The organism is Pseudomonas sp. 10(2024), assembly GCF_045164175.1.
In the GTDB taxonomy this organism is placed as follows: Bacteria; Pseudomonadota; Gammaproteobacteria; order Pseudomonadales; family Pseudomonadaceae; genus Aquipseudomonas; species Aquipseudomonas alloputida.
Genome location: NZ_CP174006.1, coordinates 5046252 through 5068236, shown reverse-complemented (window position 1 = coordinate 5068236; position 21985 = coordinate 5046252). Strand labels below are relative to the sequence as shown.

The 21985-nt window shown below is 62.5% G+C and carries 16 protein-coding genes and 1 pseudogene; 10 read left to right on the top strand and 7 right to left on the bottom strand.

The annotated features are described in order from the left end of the window. Nucleotides 1–30 precede the first annotated feature (30 nt). The 4 genes from ACI7M0_RS22950 to ACI7M0_RS22935 all read right to left on the bottom strand — a co-directional run bounded on the left by ACI7M0_RS22950 (nucleotide 31) and on the right by ACI7M0_RS22935 (nucleotide 6559). Nucleotides 31–321, bottom strand: a complete 291-nt coding sequence (locus tag ACI7M0_RS22950) for a hypothetical protein (protein WP_104962591.1) — start codon at nucleotides 319–321, stop codon at nucleotides 31–33. Between the two features lie 473 nt (nucleotides 322–794). After that, nucleotides 795–3605, bottom strand: a complete 2811-nt coding sequence (locus tag ACI7M0_RS22945; protein WP_129932206.1) for an FAD-binding and (Fe-S)-binding domain-containing protein — start codon at nucleotides 3603–3605, stop codon at nucleotides 795–797. Nucleotides 3606–3680: 75 nt separating this feature from the next. Then, the gene (lldD, locus tag ACI7M0_RS22940; protein ID WP_003249907.1) at nucleotides 3681–4826 is read right to left on the bottom strand and encodes an FMN-dependent L-lactate dehydrogenase LldD; all 1146 of its coding nucleotides are present in this window, start codon (nucleotides 4824–4826) and stop codon (nucleotides 3681–3683) included. A 62-nt stretch (nucleotides 4827–4888) separates the two neighbouring features. Continuing rightward, a complete protein-coding gene (locus ACI7M0_RS22935; protein WP_129932207.1) occupies nucleotides 4889–6559 on the bottom strand; it encodes a lactate permease LctP family transporter in 1671 nt (556 codons plus the stop codon). A 256-nt stretch (nucleotides 6560–6815) separates the two neighbouring features. On the opposite strand from ACI7M0_RS22935, the gene ACI7M0_RS22930 reads away from it, so the two are divergent. After that, nucleotides 6816–7583 (top strand): FCD domain-containing protein, encoded by a 768-nt coding sequence (locus ACI7M0_RS22930; RefSeq protein WP_010955371.1) that lies wholly within the window; start codon nucleotides 6816–6818, stop codon nucleotides 7581–7583. A gap of 163 nt (nucleotides 7584–7746) precedes the next feature. Here the strand turns inward: ACI7M0_RS22930 and smpB are convergent, their stop codons facing one another. Next, the gene (gene smpB, locus ACI7M0_RS22925; RefSeq protein ID WP_003249914.1) at nucleotides 7747–8229 is read right to left on the bottom strand and encodes an SsrA-binding protein SmpB; all 483 of its coding nucleotides are present in this window, start codon (nucleotides 8227–8229) and stop codon (nucleotides 7747–7749) included. Nucleotides 8230–8392: 163 nt separating this feature from the next. On the opposite strand from smpB, the gene ACI7M0_RS22920 reads away from it, so the two are divergent. After that, nucleotides 8393–8827, top strand: a complete 435-nt coding sequence (locus tag ACI7M0_RS22920) for a type II toxin-antitoxin system RatA family toxin (RefSeq protein ID WP_014592414.1) — start codon at nucleotides 8393–8395, stop codon at nucleotides 8825–8827. A gap of 57 nt (nucleotides 8828–8884) precedes the next feature. Here ACI7M0_RS22920 and ACI7M0_RS22915 read toward each other — a convergent pair whose 3' ends face one another. After that, nucleotides 8885–9421 carry an outer membrane protein assembly factor BamE gene (locus ACI7M0_RS22915; protein WP_010955369.1) on the bottom strand — a complete coding sequence of 179 codons (537 nt, stop codon included), beginning with the start codon at nucleotides 9419–9421 and terminating at the stop codon, nucleotides 8885–8887. A 97-nt stretch (nucleotides 9422–9518) separates the two neighbouring features. Between ACI7M0_RS22915 and fur the strand changes: the two genes are divergently transcribed. Beyond that, a complete protein-coding gene (fur, locus tag ACI7M0_RS22910; RefSeq protein WP_003249922.1) occupies nucleotides 9519–9923 on the top strand; it encodes a ferric iron uptake transcriptional regulator in 405 nt (134 codons plus the stop codon). A gap of 150 nt (nucleotides 9924–10073) precedes the next feature. Continuing rightward, nucleotides 10074–10412: pseudogene (locus tag ACI7M0_RS22905) on the top strand (transcriptional repressor); the annotation flags it as partial. 189 nt (nucleotides 10413–10601) lie between these two features. Here ACI7M0_RS22905 and recN read toward each other — a convergent pair. After that, nucleotides 10602–12275 (bottom strand): DNA repair protein RecN, encoded by a 1674-nt coding sequence (gene recN, locus ACI7M0_RS22900; RefSeq protein ID WP_064493339.1) that lies wholly within the window; start codon nucleotides 12273–12275, stop codon nucleotides 10602–10604. Nucleotides 12276–12467: 192 nt separating this feature from the next. Here recN and grpE point away from each other — a divergent pair, with 192 nt between their 5' ends. From grpE to carB, 6 genes are all read left to right on the top strand, one after another. Further along, on the top strand, nucleotides 12468–13025 hold the full coding sequence (grpE, locus tag ACI7M0_RS22895; RefSeq protein WP_010955367.1) for a nucleotide exchange factor GrpE: 558 nt from the start codon (nucleotides 12468–12470) through the stop codon (nucleotides 13023–13025). 101 nt (nucleotides 13026–13126) lie between these two features. After that, nucleotides 13127–15052 carry a molecular chaperone DnaK gene (dnaK, locus tag ACI7M0_RS22890; protein WP_010955366.1) on the top strand — a complete coding sequence of 642 codons (1926 nt, stop codon included), beginning with the start codon at nucleotides 13127–13129 and terminating at the stop codon, nucleotides 15050–15052. Between the two features lie 197 nt (nucleotides 15053–15249). Then, a complete protein-coding gene (gene dnaJ / locus ACI7M0_RS22885) occupies nucleotides 15250–16377 on the top strand; it encodes a molecular chaperone DnaJ (protein WP_020193785.1) in 1128 nt (375 codons plus the stop codon). Nucleotides 16378–16390: 13 nt separating this feature from the next. Beyond that, nucleotides 16391–17194: a 4-hydroxy-tetrahydrodipicolinate reductase gene (gene dapB / locus ACI7M0_RS22880; RefSeq protein WP_003249933.1), complete on the top strand. Its 804-nt coding sequence runs from the start codon at nucleotides 16391–16393 to the stop codon at nucleotides 17192–17194. Nucleotides 17195–17520: 326 nt separating this feature from the next. After that, nucleotides 17521–18657, top strand: coding sequence for a glutamine-hydrolyzing carbamoyl-phosphate synthase small subunit (carA, locus tag ACI7M0_RS22875; protein ID WP_003249935.1), 1137 nt, complete (start codon nucleotides 17521–17523; stop codon nucleotides 18655–18657). A gap of 105 nt (nucleotides 18658–18762) precedes the next feature. After that, the gene (gene carB, locus ACI7M0_RS22870; protein WP_010955363.1) at nucleotides 18763–21984 is read left to right on the top strand and encodes a carbamoyl-phosphate synthase large subunit; all 3222 of its coding nucleotides are present in this window, start codon (nucleotides 18763–18765) and stop codon (nucleotides 21982–21984) included. Nucleotide 21985 lies beyond the last annotated feature (1 nt).

Here is a 21985-nt window from a genome sequence, read left to right as displayed (position 1 = left end):
GACAGCCGGTCCAGTCGCCCGCTTTTGGGCTCACGCGCCGCCGCCGCTACTGCTGCTGCCTTTCTCGGTTTTTTCCAGGCGTTCCAGGACTTTGCTGGTAATGGCAATGCATTCCTTGGTGTCGCCCGAGGCCTGGGCGGCCTTGGCTTTGTCGACGTGCTCGGTGATGGCTTTGTCCAGGCCCTCGGAGGTGGCGCCGGCGGTGGCCATGCTGTCGTCGATCTTTTGCAGGTTGGCGGTGCAGAGGTCATCGGCGGCGAACACCGGCGAAGCCAGCAGGGTGGCGGCCGCGAACAGGGCCGAAAGTGCGGTACCTTTCATGGGTGTCTCCTCTGGGGCCTCTGGAAGGTGGGCCTGTAAGGTGGACTGCGGGGGATTGGCGGGGGTTCCATCGGGATGGTGGCGGGGCGATATTGAGGGGGGGATGGCACCGGCGTTGCCGGTGTTCGCGGGTGAACCCGCGGATACGGCGGGCTGTGTATAACCACCGATGTGTGGGCACCACCAATTGGTGTAGGGGCGGGTTTACCCGCGAATGCGGTGGTGGCTGCGACGGTGGACGATGGGTAGAAATTGGCCAGCAGGGCCGGCCTCTTCGCGGGTAAACCCGCTCCTACGGGGGGGCTGTGTATGACCACCGATGTGTGGGCACCACCAATCTGCGTAGGAGCGGGTTTACCCGCGAATGCGGTGGTGGCTGCGACGGTGAACGGCGGGTGGGGATTGGCCAGCAGGGCCGGCCTCTTCGCGGGTAAACCCGCTCCTACACAGCGCTCCCCACCTATATCAACGCGTTAGAGGCTGCGTGGCCGGGTGACGCGGTCTACCAGGTAGACCAGGCCGTGGTAGTCGATGCCGCTGTGGCTCGACAGGCCTATCTCGCAGGTGCGGCTGGTGGAAATACCTTCGCTGCAATACTGCACGGCGTCCTTCAGGCTGCGCAGCGAGTGGGCGTTCAACTCGGGGGTGGTAAAGCCTTTGTCACCGGCAAACCCGCAGCAATGGATGCCTTCCGGGATCACCACCTGTTTGCTGCAACGCCGCGCCAGGTCGATCAAGGCCTGGCTTTCGCCCAGGTGCTGGGTGCTACAGGTCACGTGCACGGCTACCGGTTCGTCCTGGGGGGTGAACTCCAGTCGTTCGAGCAAGTGAGTGCGGATGAAGCGCACCGGGTCGTACAGGTCCAGCCGGGTTTCGCCCAGGTCCTGCACCAGGCGCAGGGTGCAGGGGCTGGTGTCGCAATAGATCGGGTCGAGGCCGCCGCGGCTGGCGTGCAGCAGGGCGGTGATCAGCTCCTGGCGCTTGTGTTCGGCCTGCTCGGGGTAGCCCTTGGAGGCGAACGGTTGGCCGCAGCACAGGCTGTCGGCGTTGTCGGGGAACACCACCTGGTAACCGGCCTTTTCCAGCAGGGCGCGGGTTTTGTCCAGCAGCGAGCTTTGCTCGCGGTCGGCATAGGCCGGGCCCATGACCCGGGAAACGCAGGCGGCCAGGTACACCACGCGGGGGCGGGCGTCGTTGCTGGTGGCGCCGAAGGCCAGGGGGCGCAGCGGTTGCGGCATGGCCGGGGTCCATTGGGGCAGGCGGCCTTTGCTGGCTTTGCTCAGCGAAGCGCTCAGGCGGCCCAGGCGCGGGGCGCCTAGCAGCTTGCGTGCGGTGTTGGCGGCGGTCAGGGTCAGGCGCGCACCGCTTAGGGCGGTGTGGAAATGCTCGGCCAGCCAGTCGGCGGTTTTAGCGTGGTCGGCGGCCTGGCTGCGCAGTTTCTTCACCAGCTCGCCGGTGTTGATGCCGACCGGGCAGCGCTGGGCGCACAGGCCGGTAGCGGCGCAGGTGTCGATACCCTGGTACTGGTAGCTTTGCATAAGTGCGCGGGTATCGATGCCGGCGCGCTGCTTGGCCTGGATGTCACGCCACATGACGATGCGCTGGCGCGGGCTGAGGGTCAGGCCCTTGGACGGGCACACCGGTTCGCAGAAGCCGCACTCGATGCACTTGTCGACGATTTCGTCGGCGGCAGGCAGCGGCTTGAGGTTTTTCAGGTGGATATCCGGGTCGTCGCTCAACACCACGTCGGGGTTGAGGATGCCGTTGGGGTCGAGCAGGCGCTTGAGCTTCCACATCAGCTGGTAGGCGTCGTGCCCCCACTCCAGCTCCACGAAGGGCGCCATGTTGCGCCCGGTGCCGTGTTCGGCCTTGAGCGAGCCGCCAAACTCCACCGCCACCAGCTGCGCCACGTCGTCCATGAACGCCTGGTAACGGGCGACTTCTTCGGCGCTGTTGAAACCTTGGGTAAAGACGAAGTGCAGGTTGCCTTCCAGCGCGTGGCCGAAAATGATCGCTTCGTCATAGTGATGCTTGTCGAACAGCTGGATCAGGCGGTTGACGCCTTCGGCCAGTTGCTCGACGGGGAAGGTCACGTCTTCGATGATGACCGTGGTGCCGGTCTGGCGCACGGCACCGACGGCGGGGAAGGTGTCCTTGCGGATTTTCCACAGCTGGTTGTACACGGCCGGGTCTTCGCTGAAGTCCACCTGCTGTTCCAGCGGGAAGTCGGCGATCGAGGCCATGATCTGCTGCAGTTGCTCGTGCAGCAGGCTCTGGCTGGCGGCGCGGGATTCGATCAGCAGGGCGCAGGCATTGTCCGACAGGCCTTTTACCCACAGCGGCATGCCGGGCATGTTCTGCACCGAGCGCAGGCTGCGGCGGTCGAGCAGTTCCACGGCCGAGACCGGCTGCTGCTTGAGCACGGGTACCGCGCGGCAGCAGCTTTCGACGCTGGGGAACACCAGCAGGGCGCTGGCCTTGTGCGGGTGGTCGGGCACGGTGTCGTACGTGACGGCGCTGATGAAGCCGAGGGTGCCTTCCGAGCCGACCAGCAGGTGCTGCAGGATGTCCAGCGGCTGGTCGTAGTCCACCAGTGCGTTCAGTGACAGGCCGGTGGTGTTCTTCAGCCGGTATTTGTGCCGGATGCGCTCGGCCAGCGCGGTGTTGGCGCGGGTTTCGCGGCCCAGGCGGGCCAGTGCTTCCAGCAGTTCGGCGTGGCTGCTTTCGAAGGCGGCGACGCTGGCCGGGTCTTCGCTGTCCAGGCGGGTGCCGTCGGCCAGCACCAGGCGCAGGCCCGCTAGGGTGTGGTAGGTGTTCTGAGCGGTGCCGCAGCACATGCCACTGGCGTTGTTGGCGACGATGCCGCCGATCTTGCAGGCGTTGATCGAGGCCGGGTCGGGGCCGATCTTGCGCCCGAAGGGGGCCAGCCAGGCGTTGGCCTGGGCGCCGATCACGCCGGGTTGCAGGCGAATCTGCTCGCCCTGGCGACGGATTTCGCGGCCGTTCCAGTTATCGCCAAGCACGATCAGCACCGAGTCGCTGATGGCCTGGCCAGACAGGCTGGTGCCGGCAGCACGGAAGGTGACCGGCACCCGCTCGCGCTGGGCCAGTTTGATCAGGCCGACCACTTCGTCCTCGGACTCGACGCGCACCACCAGCTTGGGGATCAAGCGGTAGAAGCTGGCGTCGGTGCCGAAGGCCAGGGTGGAGGTGGGGTCGTCGAAGCGGCGTTCGGCGGGGATCAGGCGCTCGGCATCACGCAGGAACGCGGCGGGCAGGCTCATGCAGTCTCCTCGCGGGGCTGTGGCGTCTGTGCGCTACATGCCCCGGGTCATTCAGGCGGTGGTTCTTGCAGGCGTTCAGGCGCCCAGTTCGCGTACCAGCGAGTCGCGGGTGATCTCGCTGATCGACTTGGCACCGGTCAGCACCATGGCCACGCGCATTTCCTTTTCGAACAGCTCAAGCAGGTTTTTCACGCCGGCCTGGCCATGCACGGCAAGGGCGTAGAGGAAGGCGCGGCCGATCAGTACGGTGTCGGCACCCAGGGCAATCATGCGCACCACGTCCAGGCCACTGCGAATGCCCGAGTCGGCCAGAATCTTCAGGTCGCCTTTGACCGCGTCGGCAATCGCCGGCAGGGCGCGGGCGCTGGACAGCACGCCGTCGAGCTGGCGGCCGCCGTGGTTGGACACCACGATACCGTCGGCACCGAACTTGACCGCATCGCGGGCGTCATCGGCATCGAGAATGCCCTTGATGATCATCGGGCCGTCCCAGAACTCGCGGATCCACTCCAGGTCTTTCCAGGAAATGGACGGGTCGAAGTTGTTGCCCAGCCAGCCGATGTAGTCGGCAAGGCCGGTGGGGTTGCCACGGTATTTGGAGATGTTGCCCAGGTCATGCGGGCGGCCCATCACGCCCACGTCCCATGCCCACTCGGGGTGGGTCATGGCTTGCAGCACGCGGCGCAGCGGGCCGTTCTTGCCGCTCATGCCAGAGTGGGCGTCGCGGTAGCGGGCACCGGGTACGGGCATGTCCACGGTGAACACCAGGGTCTTGACGCCGGCGGCCTTGGCCCGCTCCAGGGCATTACGCATGAAGCCGCGGTCCTTGAGCACATACAGCTGGAACCACATTGGCCGGTTGATGGCGGGCGCCACTTCTTCGATCGGGCACACCGACACAGTCGACATGGTGAACGGGATGCCATGGGCGGCCGCCGCGCGTGCGGCCTGCACTTCGCCACGGCGGGCGTACATGCCGGTGAGGCCGACCGGGGCCAGGGCCACCGGCATGCTCAGGGTTTCGTCGAACAGCTTGGTTTCCAGGCTGAGCTCGGACATGTTGTTCAGCACGCGCTGGCGCAGGGCGATGCCGGCCAGGTCCGAGACGTTGTGGCGCAGGGTGTGCTCGGCGTAGGCGCCGCCGTCAGCGTAGTGGAACAGGAAGGGGGGCAGCTTGCGTTGGGCCGCGGCGCGATAGTCGGTAGAGGCAGAAATGATCATGGATTCTCGCAGCGTTGCTTGTGGGAGTGCCGGGCGCGCGACGGCGCCCGGCCCCTTTCACTTTAGTGATGAACCAGCATGCCGGTCAGCCAGTAAGCCTGGACCAGGGTGATCAGGCCGACGATGGTGGCGAAGAACAGGCTGTGCTTGACGGTGAAGCGGAACAGGTCGGATTCCTTGCCGACCAGGCCGGTAGCGGCGCAGGCCACGGCGATCGATTGCGGCGAGATCATCTTGCCGGTTACGCCGCCGCTGGTGTTGGCCGCCACCAGCAGGGTGTCGTTGACCCCGATCTGGTGCGCGGTGGTGGCCTGCAGCGAGCTGAACAGGGCGTTGGACGAGGTGTCCGAGCCGGTCAGGAACACGCCCAGCCAGCCGAGGAACGGCGAGAAGAACGGGAACGCGGCGCCGGTACCGGCCAGCACCAGGGCCATGGTCGAGGACATGCCCGAGTAGTTGGTGACGAAGGCGAAGGCCAACACCATGCCGATCGACAGAATCGGCCAGCGCAGTTCCCAGAAGGTTTCTTTGAAAGTGGTAAGACCAGTTTTGAAGTTGATCTTCAGCACCGCCATCGAGATCAGCGCCGAGAGGAAGATCGCGGTGCCGGTGGCGGAGATCGGGTCCAGCTTGAACACCGCCGGCATGGCGGTCGGCGCGGCAACGATCGGTGCGGTCTTGATCACCAGCTGGTCGAGGTGCGGGATGGCGAAGTTGAACACGAAGTTGTACATCGCGCCGCCCGGAGCGAAAGCCGCCTTGAACGGCTTCAGGGTCCAGATGGTGACCAGCACGGTGAGGATCAGGAACGGCGACCAGGCCTTGAAGATCTCGGCAAAGCTGTACGGGCTAGGCTGGCTGCCGCTTGGCTGCACAACGGCTGCGCCGACACTGCCTTTGGCCTCGCTGAACGCACGCTTGGGCTGCCAGACTTTCAGGAACAGGGTAAGGCAGATCAGGCTGGCCAGTGCCGAGGTGATGTCTGGCAGTTCCGGGCCGATGAAGTTCGAGGTGAAGTACTGGGTGACGGCAAAGCTCAGGCCGGCGACCAGGGCGGCAGGCCAGGTTTCCTTCACGCCACGCAGGCCGTCCATCATGAACACCAGCCAGAACGGCACGAACAGCGACAGCAGCGGCAGCTGGCGGCCGGTCATGGCGCCGATGTGGAAGGCGTCGATACCGGTGACCTGGCCGGCCACGATGATCGGGATGCCCAGGGCGCCGAAGGCCACTGGCGCGGTGTTGGCGATCAGGCACAAGCCGGCAGCGTACAGCGGGTTGAAGCCCAGGCCCACCAGCAGTGCGGCCGTGATGGCCACCGGTGCGCCAAAGCCTGCCGCACCTTCGAGGAAGGCGCCGAAGCAGAAGCCGATCAGCAGCACTTGCAGGCGCTGGTCGTCGGTAATCGACAGCACCGAGCTGCGGATCACTTCGAACTGGCCGCTCTTGACCGTGAGTTTGTACAGGAACACCGCGGCAACGATGATCCAGGCAATTGGCCAGAGGCCATAGAGGAAGCCGTAACCCGCGGCGGCGAGGGCCATGTCGACAGGCATCTGGAAGGCGAAGATCGCCACCAGGATCGACAGCGCGAGGGTGATGCTGCCCGCTACGTGGCCCTTGAGGCGGAACACGGCGAGGGCCAGGAAGAAGAACACGATAGGGATGACCGCCGCCAGTGCGGACAGGCCGAGACTACCAAGCGGGCTATAGAGTTGTTGCCAGGTTTGCATATGGGGTGGCCCCTAATTGTTGTTGGTCAGGCACTGGCATTGGATAATTGGTAAGACCAATTTACAATGGCTGGGCGCTAGGTTAAAAGCGCTGCCGTGGGTGTGTCAATTTGTCCTGTGCAAAACTTTGGTCGCGTACCGATGAGCGGGCATCTGATGTGCTGGGAAAATCGCGGCTTGATGGGTGTTTGCGTGGCCTGGATCGGCGAGAATAGGCACCCCCTGAAATTTGCCGGGGGTTTGTGGAGAGCATGTGATGGTTTTTGATCAGGTACGCCAACGGCGCCTGTCCGACGACATTGTCGATCGGCTGGAAGGGATGATTCTGGAAGGCACGCTGACCTCGGGGCAGCGGCTGCCGGCCGAGCGCGTCCTGGCCGAGCAGTTTGGTGTGTCCCGCCCGTCACTGCGTGAGGCGATCCAGAAGCTGGTGGCCAAGGGGCTGCTGGTCAGCCGTCAGGGCGGGGGCAATTTTGTGGCGGAGTCGTTGGGGTCCACCTTCAGCGACCCGTTGCTGCAGTTGCTCGAGCACAGTGCCGAAGCGCAGCGTGACCTGCTCGAGTTTCGCCATACCCTGGAGGCGTCCTGCGCCTATTACGCTGCCCAGCGTGCCACCGAGCCGGACCGGGCACGGTTGAAGGCGGCCTTCGATGCGCTGCAGGACTGCTATGCCAGGGTCGACGAGGTGACCCGTGCGGAAGAGGGCGCGGCTGATGCGCGCTTCCACCTGGCGATCGCCGAGGCCAGCCATAACGCGGTGTTGCTGCACACCATCCGGGGGTTGTTCGACCTGCTCAAGCGTAACGTGGTGACCAACATCGGCGGCATGTACCAGCAGCGCACCGAAACCCGGGACATGCTGATCAGCCAGCACCGGGAACTGTACCTGGCGATTGTCGAGGGCAGGGCGGAGGATGCGCGAGAGGTGTCCAGCCGGCACATTTTGTATGTGCAGGAGGTGCTGCATGAGGCGCACGAAGAAGCGCAGCGGGTGGCGCGGGCAGAGCGGCGCAGCGGGCGCTGAGGGCACGCTCTTTGAGCTGTAACGCGGGCCCTGTGGGAGCGGCCTTGCGTCGCGAAAGGGTCGCAGAGCGACCCCAGGATCGGCGTCGATGCGCAGATTGCTGGGGCTGCTTCGCAGCCCTTTCGCGACACAAGGCCGCTCCCACAGTGGCCAGGCAGGCTGGTTACTCTTCCTTGCCCTTGTTCCGCACAGCCCGCTGCAGCTCGCGGTTGGAATCGCGTTCGCGCATGGTGTCGCGCTTGTCGAATTCCTTCTTGCCCTTGCCCAGTGCGATTTCGCACTTGATCAGGTGCTTGCTCCAGTACAGCGCCAAAGCCACACAGGTGTAGCCTTTTTGCGCCACGGCCGCTTCCACGCGCTCGAGCTCGCGCTTGTTCAGCAGCAGCTTGCGGGTGCGTGTAGGGTCGGCGATGACGTGGGTGCTGGCCGTGGTCAGCGGGGTGATGTGGCTGCCGAACAGCCAGGCCTCACCGTCCTTGAGCAGCACGTAGCTGTCAGTCAGGTGCGCCTTGCCGGCTCGCAGGCTTTTTACTTCCCAGCCGGACAGGACCAGCCCGGCCTCGAACTTGTGTTCGATGAAGTAATCGTGTCGCGCTTTCTTGTTTTGCGCGATGGTCCCGGTCGGATGTTTTTTTTGCTTAGCCATAGGGGCGGCATTATAGGCAAGTCCGCGCGTCGTCCGCTATGGGATTTCGGTGTGCTTGAGCCACTGGAATGAATACCGGACAATACAAACCCTGTCATACGCACAGAACCTGTTTTCGGCACGCTGCGAAGCGCCGCCACCCAGCCTTGGAAGTGACGCCTGGATGACTACCCATATTCAACGCTCCGCCCTGCTGCCATACCCCGCCCAGGCGCTTTACGATCTGGTCAACGATGTGGCCAGCTACCCTGAATTTTTGCCGTGGTGCTCGGCCTCGACGGTGATCGAAACCAGCGATACACACATGCGTGCCAAGCTCGAAGTGGCCAAGGGGGGCATGAGCCAGCACTTCGTGACGCGTAACGTGCTGGTGCCGGGGCAGTCCATCGAGATGAACCTCGAAGAAGGGCCGTTCACCCAGCTGCATGGTGTTTGGGTGTTCAAGGCGCTGGGTGAAAAAGCCTGCAAGATCAGCCTGGACCTGTCCTTCGATTATGCTGGGCCGATTGTGCGCGCCACGTTGGGCCCGCTGTTCAATCAGGCGGCTAACACACTGGTCGATGCGTTCTGCCAGCGTGCCAAGCAATTGAATGCCTGACGGCACAAACAAAAAGCCCGGACCAGGTCCGGGCTTTTTTGCATCTGCTGTTCCCGCTTAGCGGGTTTCCAGCGGTGCCGGGGTCGGGACCGGGGTGGTCTCGATGGTGTCGATCTCGCGCTGGATGGACTCTTCGGTCGAACCAGGCTTGGCCGGTTTTTCTTCAGGTTGCGCTGCCGGCTGCTCGGTCTGGCCTGGCTCGGTGGCCGGGCTGACGGTGGTATCGCTGCTGCCGCCGAGGATTTCCTGATCGCGGCTTACGCCTGGCATGAAGTCGCCAGACAGGCTGACCAGTTGATCGCTTTCGTTGAAAAATACACTCATGCGTTCTTGCTGGCGCTTACCGCCACCAGGCTGCAGGCTGTACAGGTAATCCCAACGATTGGTGTTGAAGGTGTCCTGAATAAGCGGGTTGCCCATGATAAACCTTACTTGCCGGCGGGTCATTCCCGGGCGTAATTGGTCTATCATGTCTTGCGTGACGACATTGCCCTGCTGGATGTCGATTTTGTAAACCCCGGGAAACGAGCAACCGGCGAGTGCGAGCAGTCCCACTAGGGTGAGGCTGGTTAGCAAGAGCTTGGTGTTTTGCATCGGTGGGCGACTTCCACTATCTTGGCTGGACAACGTAAACCCCGATCATACCCGTATTAAGAGAAGCTGCGAAGCAGCATCGGCGAGAAAGCTGACCATGGTTGAAAATAGCGAATTGCGCAAAGCCGGTCTCAAGGTGACCCTGCCTCGAGTCAAGATCCTTCAGATGCTCGACTCTACCGAGCAGCGTCACATGAGTGCAGAGGATGTCTACAAGGCGCTGATGGAGGCTGGCGAGGATGTAGGCCTGGCCACCGTCTATCGCGTGCTGACCCAGTTCGAGGCGGCGGGTCTGGTGGTTCGCCACAACTTCGACGGCGGTCATGCAGTATTCGAACTGGCCGATGGCGGTCACCACGACCACATGGTGAACGTGGATACCAGTGAAGTCATCGAATTCATGGATGCCGAAATCGAGAAGCGCCAGCGCGAAATCGTGGCCGAGCATGGCTTCGAGCTGGTGGACCACAATCTGGTCCTGTACGTGCGTAAGAAGAAGTAACGATTTTTCGTTATGGATAGCAAAGGCGACCTTCGGGTCGCCTTTGTGCTTTCTGGGGCTAAAAGATTTGTTGTCCGTGCCGGCCTCTTCGCGGGCGCGCCCGCTCCCACAGGTACACCTCAGGTTTCAGATCCTGTGATCACCCTGTGGGAGATGCTCGACTCTACCGAGCAGCGTCACATGAGTGCAGAGGATGTCTACAAGGCGCTGATGGAGGCTGGCGAGGATGTAGGCCTGGCCACCGTCTATCGCGTGCTGACCCAGTTCGAGGCGGCGGGTCTGGTGGTTCGCCACAACTTCGACGGCGGTCATGCAGTATTCGAACTGGCCGATGGCGGTCACCACGACCACATGGTGAACGTGGATACCAGTGAAGTCATCGAATTCATGGATGCCGAAATCGAGAAGCGCCAGCGCGAAATCGTGGCCGAGCATGGCTTCGAGCTGGTGGACCACAATCTGGTCCTGTACGTGCGTAAGAAGAAGTAACGATTTTTCGTTATGGATAGCAAAGGCGACCTTCGGGTCGCCTTTGTGCTTTCTGGGGCTAAAAGATTTGTTGTCCGTGCCGGCCTCTTCGCGGGCGCGCCCGCTCCCACAGGTACACCTCAGGTTTCAGATCCTGTGATCACCCTGTGGGAGCGGACGTGCCCGCGAATCGTCCTGGAAAAGCAAGGCTCAGGCCTTGCCGCTCACCACCATCTTGCGTGCATGGGCCAGGGACTCCTTGGTCAGGTCGATCCCGCCGAGCATCCGCGCCACTTCTTCCACGCGCTCACGCTTGCCAAGGCTAGCCACGGCGGTGTGGGTGGTGTCGCTGTTGCGCACCTTGTGCACGAACAAATGGTGATGCCCCTGCGCCGCCACCTGCGGCAGGTGGGTCACGGTCAGTACCTGGCCGCGCTCGCCCAGGCGCCGCAGCAGTTGGCCGACGATTTCTGCCGTTGGCCCGCCAATGCCCACGTCGACTTCGTCGAACACCAGGGTAGGAATGCGCGAGGTCTGCGCGGTAATGACCTGGATCGCCAGGCTGATACGCGACAGTTCGCCACCCGACGCCACCTTCGCCAGGGCCTTGAGCGGCTGGCCAGGGTTGGCGCTGACCAGCAGTTCGATCTGCTCCAGGCCATGGGGTGACAGTTCGGTGCCTTCGTTCGCTGTCAGTTCGATGCAGAAGCGCCCGCCAGGCATGCCCAGGCGCTGGATTTCCTGCTCCACCGCGCCCGCCAGCTGCTGCGCCGCTTGCTGGCGCAGGCCGCTGAGTTCGCGTGCCTTCTCTTTATAGTGCTGGGCGTAGGCGGCAAGCTCTTCGCCCAGCCGCTCGATCGACTCGTCACTGGCGTTAAGGCCTTCCAGCTCCTCCATCAGTTGCTGTTGCAGGTGGGGCAGTTCGGTGGGGTGCACCCGGTGTTTGCGCGCCAGGGTGTAGATGGTGTCCAGGCGCTCTTCCAAGGCTTGCAGGCGCATCGGGTCGGCGTCGAAGTTGTCGAGGAAGCGGTTGAGTTCGCCCACGGCTTCCTCGACCTGAATCTGCGCGCTGGCGATCAGGTTGGCCGCTTCGCTCAGCGCCTTGGGCGAGTTGGTGGCGGCACCCAGGCGGTTGAGGCTGGAGGTGAGGGCGCTGAGCACATTGCCCGAATCGCTTTCGCTGCACTGGTCGATGACCTGGCGGCAGATGCCGAACAGCGCTTCGGCGCTGGTCAGGTTCTTGTGTTCCTGTTCCAGCTGCTCCAGTTCGTGCTCGCCCAGGCCGAGGTTGTCCAGTTCTTCCAGCTGGTAACTGAGCAACTGGTGGCGGGCGCGCTGCTCGTCGCCCGAGTTGGACAGGCGCTCCAGCTCCAGGCGGGTCTGGTTCCAGCGCTTGGCTGCAAGCTGTACCTGGCGGGCCAGGTCGACGGCGCCGGCATACTCGTCAAGCAGGCGACGGTGGGTGTCGGTCTTGAGCAGGGACTGGTGCTCGTGCTGGCTGTGGATATCGATCAGCAGTTCGCCCAGCGCCTTGAGGTCGCCGAGGGGGCAGGGCGTGCCGTTGATGTAACCGCGGCTGCGGCCTTCGGCGGTAATCACCCGGCGCAAGATGCACAGGCCTTCGTTGTCCAGGTCGCGCTCGGCCAGCCAGGCGTGCGCTTCGGGAATGTCCACCAGGTCGAAGGTGGCCAGGATGTCCGCCTTGTCGGTGCCGGGGCGCACCACGCCGCTGTCGGCACGGTCGCCCAGGGCAAGGCCGAGGGCGTCGAGCATGATCGATTTGCCGGCGCCGGTCTCGCCAGTGATGACGGACATGCCACGGGCGATTTCGAGGTCGAGGTGCTCGACGATGGCGTAGTTGTGAATGGACAGGTGCACCAGCATGGGGTCGGCTCCCGGAAATCAGGTCTGGTTATTTATACAGTACTTTTTTCGGGCCTGCCAATGCCCCTTCGCAGATTCTGTTGCAGCCTTGAAAACCACCTTGCCCCTTGAACCTGGTTTTTCCGGCCCCATATAGCCGACATCCAAGGCGAGCCTGGCTCGCAGTCCACAAAATTGCGCAGGAGAGACCCCATGGCTGATGAGCAGCTGAACGAGAAAGACCTTAACGTGGAAGAAACCGGTGCAGGCAATGCAGCTGATACCCGTGTTCTGGAGCTCGAGGAACAGCTGGCCGCAGCCAAGGACCAGGCGCTGCGCGCCGTTGCCGACCTGCAGAACGTACGCCGTCGTGCCGAGCAGGATGTGGAGAAAGCCCACAAGTTCGCCCTGGAGAAGTTCTCCAGCGACTTGCTGCCGGTGATCGACAGCCTGGAACTGGCCCTGGCTCACTCCAGTGCCGACGATGAGCACGTCAAGCAGATCCGCGAGGGTGTCGAGCTGACCCTGAAGATGTTCCAGGACACCCTCAAGCGCTACAACCTTGAAGCCGTCGACCCGCACGGCCAGCCGTTCAACCCTGAGCACCACCAGGCCATGGCCATGCAGGAAAACGCCGAGGTCGAGCCAAACAGCGTGTTGAACGTGTTCCAGAAGGGTTACCTGCTGAACGGCCGCCTGCTGCGCCCCGCCATGGTGGTGGTCAGCAAGGCGCCGAGCGCGGCGCAACCCTCGATCAATGAAAAGGCTTGAAATCCTTCGGGGCATCCCCATCTAGGTGTCAAGCCTTCAAGTATTACCGCAGTTGGCCAAAGTAGTCGCTGCTACCAAATTCAAGTTTCGGGAGAGTTAACATGGGTAAAATCATCGGTATCGACCTGGGGACCACCAACTCGTGCGTCTCCATTCTGGAAAACGGTAACGTCAAAGTCATCGAAAACGCCGAAGGTGCGCGTACTACCCCTTCGATCGTGGCCTACGCCAACGATGGCGAAATCCTGGTCGGCCAGTCGGCCAAGCGCCAGGCAGTCACCAACCCGCACAACACCCTGTTTGCAGTGAAGCGCCTGATTGGCCGCCGCTTCGAAGAAGATGTCGTGCAGAAAGACATCAAGCTGGTGCCGTACAAGATCGTCAAGGCGAACAACGGTGACGCCTGGGTCGAGGCTGCTGGCAAGGAAATGGCTCCGCCGCAGATCAGCGCCGAAGTCCTGAAGAAAATGAAGAAGACCGCCGAAGACTACCTCGGCGAGCCAGTCACCGAAGCGGTCATCACCGTTCCGGCCTACTTCAACGACAGCCAGCGTCAGGCGACCAAAGACGCCGGCCGCATCGCTGGCCTGGACGTAAAACGCATCATCAACGAGCCGACTGCCGCTGCACTGGCTTACGGTATGGACAAGGCCAAGGGCGACCACACCGTCATCGTTTATGACCTGGGTGGTGGTACCTTCGACGTTTCGGTCATCGAAATCGCCGAAGTCGACGGTGAACACCAGTTCGAAGTACTGGCTACCAACGGCGACACCTTCCTGGGTGGCGAAGACTTCGACATGCGCCTGATCGACTACCTTGTCGACGAGTTCAAGAAAGAGTCGGGCATGGACCTGAAGAACGATCCTCTGGCCCTGCAGCGTCTGAAAGAAGCCGCAGAAAAAGCCAAGATCGAGCTGTCGTCCGCTCAGTCGACCGACGTCAACCTGCCGTACATCACTGCAGATGCCACCGGTCCTAAGCACCTGAACGTGAAGATCTCCCGCGCCAAGCTGGAGTCGCTGGTCGAAGACCTGGTCAAGCGTACCATCGAGCCTTGCCGCATCGCCCTGAAAGACGCCGGCATCGACGCCAGCAAGATCGACGACGTGATCCTGGTCGGTGGTCAGACCCGCATGCCGCTGGTGCAGAAAGAAGTGGCCGACTTCTTCGGTAAAGAAGCGCGCAAGGACGTCAACCCGGACGAAGCGGTTGCCATGGGCGCTGCCATCCAGGGTGCGGTACTGGCCGGTGACGTGAAAGACGTCCTGCTGCTGGACGTAAGCCCGCTGACCCTGGGTATCGAAACCATGGGCGGCGTGATGACCGCGCTGATCGAGAAGAACACCACCATCCCGACCAAGAAGTCGCAGGTGTTCTCGACTGCCGACGACAACCAGAGCGCCGTGACCATTCACGTGCTGCAAGGTGAGCGTAAGCAGGCTGCGCAGAACAAGTCGCTGGGCAAGTTCGACCTGGCTGACATTCCGCCAGCACCGCGCGGCGTGCCGCAAATCGAAGTGACCTTCGACATCGACGCCAACGGCATCCTGCACGTAGGTGCGAAAGACAAGGCCACCGGCAAGACTCAGTCGATCGTGATCAAGGCCAACTCCGGCCTGTCGGACGAAGAGATCGAGCGCATGGTGCGTGACGCCGAGGCCAACGCCGAGGAAGACCGCAAGTTCGAAGAGCTGGCTGCTGCCCGTAACCAGGGTGACGCGCTGGTACACTCGACCCGCAAGATGGTCGCTGACGCAGGTGACAAGGTTACCGCTGAAGAGAAAACCGCCATCGAGGCCGCCGTTGTTGCCCTGGAAGCCGCTGTCAAAGGCGACGACAAGGCTGCCATCGACGCCAAGGTTGAAGAGCTGTCCAAGGTCTCTGCCCCGGTTGCCCAGAAGATGTACGCCGAGCAGTCGGCTGAACAGCCTCAGGGTGGCGCGCAGCAGGCCGAGCCGGAAGCCAAGCACGATGACGTGGTTGACGCCGAGTTCGAAGAAGTGAAAGACAACAACAAGCAGTAATCCCTGCATGTTGTCGGCCGGTTCACCGTCGTTTGCCGGTGAGCTGGTAGGATGTCGCCGCGCGGGGGCTTGCTCCCGCGTTGGCGTATCTGGAATTCGAGAATTTTTACAGCATCTGTCAGCGGCTCTTGAGGGCCGCACGCGGGTGCTGATGGCGTGGCGCAGATGCCACACGCCCAACAAGGTGCAAATGACCTATGTCCAAGCGTGATTATTATGAGGTCCTGGGTGTCGAGCGCGGCGCCACTGAAGCGGACCTCAAGAAGGCTTACCGCCGTTTGGCGATGAAGTACCACCCGGACCGCAACCCGGGCGATAAAGAATCGGAAGACAAGTTCAAGGAGGCCAACGAGGCCTACGAAGTGCTGTCGGACGCTAGCAAGCGTGCGGCCTTCGACCAGTATGGCCATGCAGGTGTCGACCCAAGCATGGGTGGCGGTGGTGCCGGCTTTGGTGGTGCCAACTTCTCCGACATCTTCGGCGATGTGTTCAGCGACTTCTTCGGCGGCGGTGGTCGCGGTGGCGGTCGAGGCGGTGCCCAGCGCGGCAGCGACCTGCGCTACACCCTGGAGCTGAACCTGGAAGAAGCGGTGCGTGGCACCACGGTCAGTATCCGCGTGCCCACCCTGGTCAACTGCAAGCCTTGCGACGGTTCCGGTGCCAAGAAGGGTTCGACCCCGTCGACCTGCCCGACCTGTGGCGGCATCGGCCAGGTGCGCATGCAGCAAGGCTTCTTCTCGGTGCAGCAGACCTGCCCGCGCTGCCATGGCCAAGGCAAGATCATCACCGACCCGTGCACTTCGTGCCATGGTGAAGGTCGTGTCGAGGAATACAAGACGCTGTCGGTCAAAGTGCCGGCAGGTGTCGATACCGGCGACCGCATTCGTCTGTCGGGTGAGGGCGAGGCCGGTACTCATGGTGGCCCGACTGGCGACCTGTACGTGGTGATCAGCGTGCGTGAGCACGAGATTTTCCAGCGCGACGGCAAGCATTTGTACTGTGAAGTGCCGATCAGCTACACCGATGCTGCCTTGGGTGGCGAGCTGGAAGTGCCGACCCTGGATGGTCGCGTGAAGCTGAAGATTCCGGAAGGCACCCAGACCGGCAAGCAGTTCCGTCTGCGTGGCAAGGGCGTTGCCCCGGTGCGTGGCGGTGGTGCGGGTGACCTGCTGTGCCGTGTGGCCGTAGAAACCCCGGTCAATCTCAGTCGCCGTCAGCGCGAGCTGCTCGAAGAGCTGCGTGATTCGCTGGAAGGTGACAGTTCCCACTCGCCCAAGGCCAGCGGCTGGTTCGATGGTGTGAAGCGCTTCTTTGGCGATCTCTGACAAGGAACAGGTTATGCGACGTATTGCAGTGATGGGCGCGGCGGGGCGGATGGGCAAAACCCTCATCGAAGCCGTGCAACAAACCCCGGGCGCGGGGCTGACTGCGGCGATCGATCGCCCTGACAGCTCGTTGGTCGGGGCTGATGCCGGAGAACTGGCGGCACTTGGCCGAATTGGCGTGCTGTTGTCCGACGACCTGGCCAAGGTTGCTGACGAGTTCGATGTGCTGATCGATTTCACTCACCCCTCGGTGACCCTGAAAAACCTCGCGTTCTGCCGCAAGCATGGCAAGGCGATGATCATCGGCACGACCGGTTTTACAGTCGAAGAGAAGCAGTTGTTGGCGGAGGCCGGCAAGGACATTCCAATCGTGTTCGCCGCCAACTTCAGCGTGGGTGTCAACCTTAGCCTCAAGCTGCTGGATATGGCTGCGCGGGTGCTGGGCGATGATGTCGATATCGAAATCATCGAGGCGCACCACCGGCACAAGGTCGATGCGCCGTCGGGTACTGCACTGCGCATGGGTGAAGTGGTTGCCAATGCGCTGGGCCGTGATCTGCAGGAAGTGGCCGTGTATGGCCGTGAAGGGCAAACCGGCGCGCGTGATCGCAAAACCATCGGTTTCGCCACCGTGCGTGCCGGCGATGTGGTGGGCGATCACACCGTGTTGTTCGCTGCCGAAGGCGAGCGCCTGGAAATCACCCACAAGGCCTCCAGCCGCATGACCTTCGCCAAGGGTGCCGTGCGTGCGGCGCTGTGGCTGGATGGGCGCGAGCCGGGGCTGTACGACATGCAGGATGTGCTTGAGCTGCGTTAAGCCGTGAGTGTGGTGTGGGCTTCTTCGCGGGCTTGCCCGCTCCCACAGGTGCGGCGTTGCTCTTGGGCGGGTGCGATCCCTGTGGAAGCGCACCAGCCCGCGTAGAAGCCAACACAGATGTCAGTCTGTCGCATTGATGTGTTTTAGAGACACATCCACGGTAGACCGAAAACACACTTTTCTGTAAGCTACAGCTTTAGTGTGTCCACTAAAAGCGCGCAGCGAATTGAATTCAGCACATGAAAGCGGGGTGACGTGTCCATACGTCACTCCGCTTTTTTGCAACCTGCGATCGCCCTTTCATGCTTGATTTACGGGAGGTCTTCTTGACAAAGCCAGCCATACTCGCCCTTGCCGACGGCAGTATTTTCCGCGGTGAAGCCATCGGTGCCGACGGTCAGACCGTTGGTGAGGTGGTATTCAACACCGCTATGACCGGCTACCAGGAAATCCTTACAGACCCTTCCTACGCGCAGCAAATCGTTACCCTGACCTACCCGCACATCGGCAACACCGGTACTACCCCGGAAGACGCCGAGTCGAACCGCGTCTGGTCCGCTGGCCTGGTCATCCGTGACCTGCCGCTGCTGGCCAGCAACTGGCGTAACACCCAGTCGCTGCCTGAGTACCTCAAGGCCAACAACGTCGTCGCCATCGCCGGCATCGACACCCGTCGCCTGACCCGTATCCTGCGTGAAAAGGGCGCCCAGAACGGCTGCATTCTGGCGGGTGACAACATCAGCGAAGAAGCTGCCATCGCTGCTGCCCGCGGCTTCCCGGGCCTGAAGGGCATGGACCTGGCCAAGGTCGTCTCCACCAAGGAACGTTACGAGTGGCGCTCCAGTGTGTGGGAGCTGAAAACCGACAGCCACCCGACCATCGACGCTGCCGACCTGCCGTACCACGTGGTTGCCTTCGACTATGGCGTCAAGCTGAACATCCTGCGCATGCTGGTGGCCCGCGGCTGCCGCGTGACCGTGGTACCAGCCCAGACCCCGGCCAGCGAAGTGCTGGCACTCAACCCGGACGGCGTGTTCCTGTCCAACGGCCCTGGTGACCCCGAGCCGTGCGACTACGCGATCCAGGCGATCAAGGAAATCCTCGAAACCGAGATTCCGGTATTCGGCATCTGCCTCGGCCACCAGCTGCTGGCCCTGGCTTCCGGCGCCAAGACCGTGAAAATGGGCCACGGCCACCACGGTGCCAACCACCCGGTCCAGGACCTGGATACCGGTGTGGTCATGATCACCAGCCAGAACCACGGCTTCGCCGTTGACGAGGCGACCCTGCCGGGTAACGTTCGCGCCATTCACAAGTCGCTGTTCGACGGCACCCTGCAGGGTATCGAGCGTACCGACAAGAGCGCGTTCAGCTTCCAGGGCCACCCTGAAGCGAGCCCGGGCCCGACCGACGTCGCGCCTCTGTTCGATCGTTTCACCGATGCCATGGCCAAGCGCCGCTGAGCATCCTGCTTCAAGGCCCCGGGCCGGCACACGCCGCGCCCGGCAGCGCCTGACCCAGATTGTTCAAAGCGGCTTGCCGACTGACCCCGGATTTGAGTGACCACCATGCCAAAACGTACAGACATCAAAAGCATCCTGATTCTCGGCGCTGGCCCGATCGTGATCGGCCAGGCCTGCGAATTCGACTACTCCGGCGCCCAGGCCTGTAAAGCCCTGCGCGAGGAAGGTTTCCGCGTCATCCTGGTGAACTCCAACCCAGCCACCATCATGACCGACCCGGCCATGGCCGACGCCACCTACATCGAGCCGATCAAGTGGCAATCGGTGGCCAAGATCATCGAGAAAGAGCGCCCGGACGCCGTGCTGCCGACCATGGGTGGCCAGACCGCCCTGAACTGCGCCCTGGACCTGGAGCGCCACGGCGTTCTGGAGAAGTTCGGCGTGGAGATGATCGGTGCCAACGCTGACACCATCGACAAGGCCGAAGACCGTTCGCGCTTCGACAAGGCCATGAAGGACATCGGCCTGGAGTGCCCGCGCTCCGGTATCGCCCACAGCATGGAAGAGGCCAATGCGGTCCTCGAGAAGCTCGGCTTCCCGTGCATCATTCGCCCGTCGTTCACCATGGGCGGCACCGGCGGCGGTATCGCTTACAACCGTGAAGAGTTCGAAGAAATCTGCACCCGTGGTCTGGACCTGTCGCCGACCAAAGAGCTGCTGATCGACGAATCGCTGATCGGCTGGAAGGAATACGAGATGGAGGTGGTCCGCGACAAGAAGGACAACTGCATCATCGTCTGCTCGATCGAAAACTTCGACCCGATGGGTGTGCACACCGGTGACTCGATCACTGTTGCCCCGGCACAGACCCTGACCGACAAGGAATACCAGATCATGCGCAACGCCTCGCTGGCGGTGCTGCGTGAAATCGGTGTGGAAACCGGCGGTTCCAACGTCCAGTTCGGCATTTGCCCGAACACCGGCCGCATGGTCGTCATCGAGATGAACCCGCGCGTGTCGCGTTCGTCCGCCCTGGCTTCCAAGGCCACCGGCTTCCCGATCGCCAAGATCGCCGCCAAGCTGGCCATTGGTTATACCCTCGACGAGCTGCAGAACGACATCACCGGCGGTCGCACCCCGGCGTCCTTCGAGCCGTCGATCGACTACGTCGTCACCAAGCTGCCACGCTTCGCCTTCGAGAAATTCCCGAAAGCCGACGCCCGCCTGACCACCCAGATGAAATCCGTGGGTGAAGTCATGGCCATCGGCCGTACTTTCCAGGAATCCCTGCAGAAAGCCCTGCGCGGCCTGGAAGTCGGCGCCTGCGGCCTCGACCCGAAAGTCGACCTGGCCAGCCCGGAAGCCGCCAGCATCCTCAAGCGCGAACTGACCGTGCCGGGTGCAGAGCGTATCTGGTACGTGGCTGACGCCATGCGTTCGGGCATGACCTGCGAAGAAATCTTCAATCTGACCGGCATCGACATGTGGTTCCTGGTGCAGATGGAAGACCTGATCAAGGAAGAAGAGAAGGTCAAGACCTTGGCCCTGTCGGCAATCGACAAGGACTACATGCTGCGCCTCAAGCGCAAGGGCTTCTCGGACCAGCGCCTGGCAGTACTGCTGGGTATCACCGACAAGAACCTGCGTCGCCACCGCCACAAGCTGGAAGTGTTCCCGGTGTACAAGCGCGTCGACACCTGCGCCGCCGAGTTCGCCACCGACACCGCCTACCTGTACTCCACCTACGAGGAAGAGTGCGAGGCCAATCCGTCGACCCGCGACAAGATCATGATCCTGGGTGGCGGCCCGAACCGTATCGGCCAAGGTATCGAGTTCGACTACTGCTGCGTACACGCCGCCCTGGCGCTGCGTGAAGACGGTTACGAGACCATCATGGTCAACTGCAACCCGGAAACCGTCTCCACCGACTACGACACTTCCGACCGCCTGTACTTCGAGCCGTTGACCCTGGAAGACGTGCTGGAAGTCTGCCGCGTCGAGAAGCCGAAGGGCGTGATCGTTCACTACGGCGGCCAGACCCCGCTGAAGCTGGCCCGTGCTCTGGAAGAAGCTGGCGTGCCGATCATCGGTACCAGCCCTGACGCCATCGACCGCGCCGAAGACCGCGAGCGCTTCCAGCAGATGGTTCAGCGCCTGAGCCTGCTGCAGCCGCCAAACGCCACCGTGCGCAGCGAAGAAGAAGCCATCCGTGCTGCCGGCAGCATCGGCTACCCGCTGGTCGTGCGTCCGTCCTACGTGCTGGGCGGCCGTGCCATGGAGATCGTCTACGAGCTGGACGAGCTCAAGCGCTACCTGCGTGAAGCGGTACAAGTGTCGAACGACAGCCCGGTACTGCTCGACCACTTCCTCAACTGCGCCATCGAGATGGACGTGGATGCGGTGTGCGACGGCACCGACGTGGTCATCGGCGCGATCATGCAGCACATCGAGCAGGCTGGCGTACACTCCGGCGACTCGGCGTGCTCGCTGCCACCTTACTCGCTGAGCAAGGAAGTGCAGGACGAAGTCCGCGTTCAGGTCAAGAAAATGGCGCTGGAGCTGGGCGTAGTCGGCCTGATGAACGTGCAGCTGGCCCTGCAGGGCGACAAGATCTACGTGATCGAAGTCAACCCGCGTGCCTCGCGTACCGTACCGTTCGTGTCCAAGTGCATCGGCACGTCCCTGGCGATGATCGCAGCCCGTGTCATGGCGGGTAAAACCCTGAAAGAGCTGGGCTTCACCCAGGAAATCATCCCGAACTTCTACAGCGTGAAGGAAGCCGTCTTCCCGTTCGCCAAGTTCCCAGGGGTTGACCCGATCCTCGGCCCTGAGATGAAATCGACCGGTGAAGTCATGGGTGTCGGTGACAGCTTCGGTGAAGCCTTCGCCAAAGCCCAGATGGGTGCCAGCGAAGTGCTGCCGACTGGCGGTACCGCGTTCATCAGCGTGCGCGACGACGACAAGCCTCAAGTGGCCGGCGTTGCCCGCGACCTGATCGCCCTGGGCTTCGAAGTGGTTGCCACTGCCGGCACCGCCAAGGTTATCGAGGCGGCTGGCCTGAAAGTGCGCCGTGTGAACAAAGTGACCGAAGGTCGCCCGCACGTGGTCGACATGATCAAGAACGACGAAGTGTCGCTGATCATCAATACCACCGAAGGTCGCCAGTCGATCGCCGACTCCTACTCGATTCGTCGCAATGCGCTGCAGCACAAGATTTACTGCACCACTACCATTGCGGCTGGTGAAGCCATCTGCGAAGCGCTGAAATTCGGTCCGGAAAAGACCGTTCGTCGCTTGCAGGATCTGCATGCAGGACTGAAAGCATGAG

Bases quoted from the DNA above. Each gene is read 5' to 3' on its own strand.
- ACI7M0_RS22920 (WP_014592414.1), top strand. From the start codon at position 8,393: ATGACTACCCATATTCAACGCTCCGCCCTGCTGCCATACCCCGCCCAG.
- carB (WP_010955363.1), top strand. From the start codon at position 18,763: ATGCCAAAACGTACAGACATCAAAAGCATCCTGATTCTCGGCGCTGGC.
- grpE (WP_010955367.1), top strand. From the start codon at position 12,468: ATGGCTGATGAGCAGCTGAACGAGAAAGACCTTAACGTGGAAGAAACC.
- recN (WP_064493339.1), bottom strand. From the start codon at position 12,275: ATGCTGGTGCACCTGTCCATTCACAACTACGCCATCGTCGAGCACCTC.
- dnaK (WP_010955366.1), top strand. From the start codon at position 13,127: ATGGGTAAAATCATCGGTATCGACCTGGGGACCACCAACTCGTGCGTC.
- fur (WP_003249922.1), top strand. From the start codon at position 9,519: ATGGTTGAAAATAGCGAATTGCGCAAAGCCGGTCTCAAGGTGACCCTG.
- ACI7M0_RS22930 (WP_010955371.1), top strand. From the start codon at position 6,816: ATGGTTTTTGATCAGGTACGCCAACGGCGCCTGTCCGACGACATTGTC.
- dnaJ (WP_020193785.1), top strand. From the start codon at position 15,250: ATGTCCAAGCGTGATTATTATGAGGTCCTGGGTGTCGAGCGCGGCGCC.
- ACI7M0_RS22915 (WP_010955369.1), bottom strand. From the start codon at position 9,421: ATGCAAAACACCAAGCTCTTGCTAACCAGCCTCACCCTAGTGGGACTG.
- ACI7M0_RS22950 (WP_104962591.1), bottom strand. From the start codon at position 321: ATGAAAGGTACCGCACTTTCGGCCCTGTTCGCGGCCGCCACCCTGCTG.
- ACI7M0_RS22935 (WP_129932207.1), bottom strand. From the start codon at position 6,559: ATGCAAACCTGGCAACAACTCTATAGCCCGCTTGGTAGTCTCGGCCTG.
- dapB (WP_003249933.1), top strand. From the start codon at position 16,391: ATGCGACGTATTGCAGTGATGGGCGCGGCGGGGCGGATGGGCAAAACC.
- smpB (WP_003249914.1), bottom strand. From the start codon at position 8,229: ATGGCTAAGCAAAAAAAACATCCGACCGGGACCATCGCGCAAAACAAG.
- ACI7M0_RS22945 (WP_129932206.1), bottom strand. From the start codon at position 3,605: ATGAGCCTGCCCGCCGCGTTCCTGCGTGATGCCGAGCGCCTGATCCCC.
- lldD (WP_003249907.1), bottom strand. From the start codon at position 4,826: ATGATCATTTCTGCCTCTACCGACTATCGCGCCGCGGCCCAACGCAAG.